This window comes from Candidatus Magnetaquicoccus inordinatus, assembly GCF_004217665.1.
Classification (GTDB): Bacteria; Pseudomonadota; Magnetococcia; order Magnetococcales; family Magnetaquicoccaceae; genus Magnetaquicoccus; species Magnetaquicoccus inordinatus.
Window position 1 is genome coordinate 1 of sequence record NZ_RXIU01000373.1, and the last position, 1,953, is coordinate 1,953.

General features: G+C 52.5%; 3 protein-coding genes. 1 reads left to right on the plus strand and 2 read right to left on the minus strand.

All coding sequences use genetic code 11. The features are described 5' to 3' along the window. Positions 1-214: 214 nt before the first annotated feature. Positions 215-922, minus strand: coding sequence for a hypothetical protein (locus EJP87_RS15740; RefSeq protein WP_130472800.1), 708 nt, complete (start codon positions 920-922; stop codon positions 215-217). Between the two features lie 122 nt (positions 923-1,044). Between EJP87_RS15740 and EJP87_RS15745 the strand changes: the two genes are divergently transcribed. Then, on the plus strand, positions 1,045-1,341 hold the full coding sequence (locus tag EJP87_RS15745) for a DUF2312 domain-containing protein (RefSeq protein WP_130472801.1): 297 nt from the start codon (positions 1,045-1,047) through the stop codon (positions 1,339-1,341). Between the two features lie 174 nt (positions 1,342-1,515). Here EJP87_RS15745 and EJP87_RS15750 read toward each other — a convergent pair whose 3' ends face one another. Continuing rightward, complete coding sequence (locus tag EJP87_RS15750) at positions 1,516-1,740, minus strand: hypothetical protein (protein WP_130472802.1); 225 nt, start codon at positions 1,738-1,740, stop codon at positions 1,516-1,518. Between the last annotated feature and the right edge of the window lie 213 nt (positions 1,741-1,953).

Sequence of the window (1,953 nt, forward strand, 5' to 3'; positions counted from 1 at the left end):
CATGGGGATGCTGTACGAATTGGCGCAAAAATGCGCGCCAATCCGCACAGCTTGCTTCCATTAGGCGCTTAAGCCGACGCAAAAAGCGCGTCGGCTTAGTTTGAAAAGCGCGCCAAAGGCAAAAGATTACAAGCAAAATCCCAGGGATTCCATCCCTGGACCCGGCCAGGGAGGTGCCCTCCCTGGACCCGCAATAGTTTTGGGTGGCGAATAGTTACTGCAAACACATCAATATCTCCGCCAACCAACGCTCTTTAGCCTGCTGCAGCATCGGACTGGGATGGGCATAAAAGATCCCCTCTGCATCTGTCGCCACTCCCAGCAGCAGCCAACCGCTTAATACAGACAAACATTGTTCCGCCAAAAAACGCATGCCTGCATCTCTTCCCCAGCCAACCAATACCGGTATCTTGCCCCTCTCTCCCATTAATCGCTCTCGCTCCTCTCGGCGCGCCGCACAAAACAAGGAGTGACGCTCCCCCCCTGGCACATCTGCCAGTTGCTCCACCTGCTGCCGCCACAAAAGACTCTTCGGCTCCCGCAAATCAGAAAGATTGAATACCCGCGCATGTCCCCATCCCTGGGCCGCCATCACCCGCATCACCTGATATTGTGTATTGTCTGGACGAGTCAAAACCCGCTCAGGTCTGGCACCTGCCCCCTCCAAGCCAACAACTCTTGGTCTATATGTATCATCTATAGGTTTGGAGGATCCCGGATTCATCATCACCACCAATAGATCCGGTTGCTGCTCTGCAAGTCGGTTTGCCAACAGTGGCACACGCTCGTGCGCCACCAATTCCAACACAACCCGACAAGAGAGCTGTTTTTCACCCAGATCAAGCTGATAAAAATCACCATATACTGCATAGAGTTGCTTCAAATCATCGGCACGCATGGCCGCCACGTTAGAAATAGGCATGAGCTTTGCTCTTTCTCCTACCAGCAGGGGAGGGATGTCAAATTGCTGACAAGCATGCAACCATGACCTCTGCTTGCCGCCCCGTGCCGCAGGTCAGTATGATATAACATAAGGAGTCATTCATGTCAGGATTACACCAAGCCAACCTCAGCACAACCCCTATTGAGATCGCTGGAATCACCGGTGCTCACTTGCTGCAATATATTGAACGCATCGAACGTTTGGAAGAGGAAAAGACACAACTGGGCGAACAGGTCAAAGAGGTTTTCCAGGAGGTAAAAAATAGCGGTTTCGATGTCAAGATCCTGCGCATCGTACTGCGCGAACGCAAACGCGATCAGGAAGATCTGGACGAAGAAGAGACCATGGTTCTGCTCTATAAGCAGGCCCTGGGGATGATGCCAAGCGCCGACAACTAGAAAGAGAGCGCACAGTCGCCAGCGCGTGCAACTCTTTTTCCGCACCCTCCTCCAGACTCCATAGTTCAGGAGGGTGCACTGCATAACCTGCCAGACTTTAGAACCATTGCACAAAGAGAAGGCAAAAATTGCCTCGTGTACAAAATTGCGCAACGCTCCATCGGCAGCGCACTATTAAAGCGACATGGCCATTTTTTGCATGGCCGCCGAGGAAATGGTCACCCGATAGGCCGATGAGGGAGTGACCTTACGCTCGTTATCGACTGTTCTTTGCAAGGGTTTTTCCCGCTGTGGCCGGGAAACATCCTGCGGTGAGGCATCTTTGCTCTGCTGCTGCAGGCCAGAAGCCGTTTTAACCACCTGGTTGACCAAGAAATCAGCAATACGGGAGATATTCACCTTTTGGTTCCTCTTTGGATGCGCTTAAAACTCCGACTGATCCACAATCAGCCCTCTTGGCTATCGGTATGGCAAGCACCGTGCCAGGAAATTGCGGCAATTTTGTCCCATCTGCCCTGTTCCTGAATCCATGCTTGCCAGGGCAATCGCATTTGCCAAATTCTTCACTGTTGCCACAAGCGAAACTGTGCATGTCGGGCGTCCGCCCTCCCA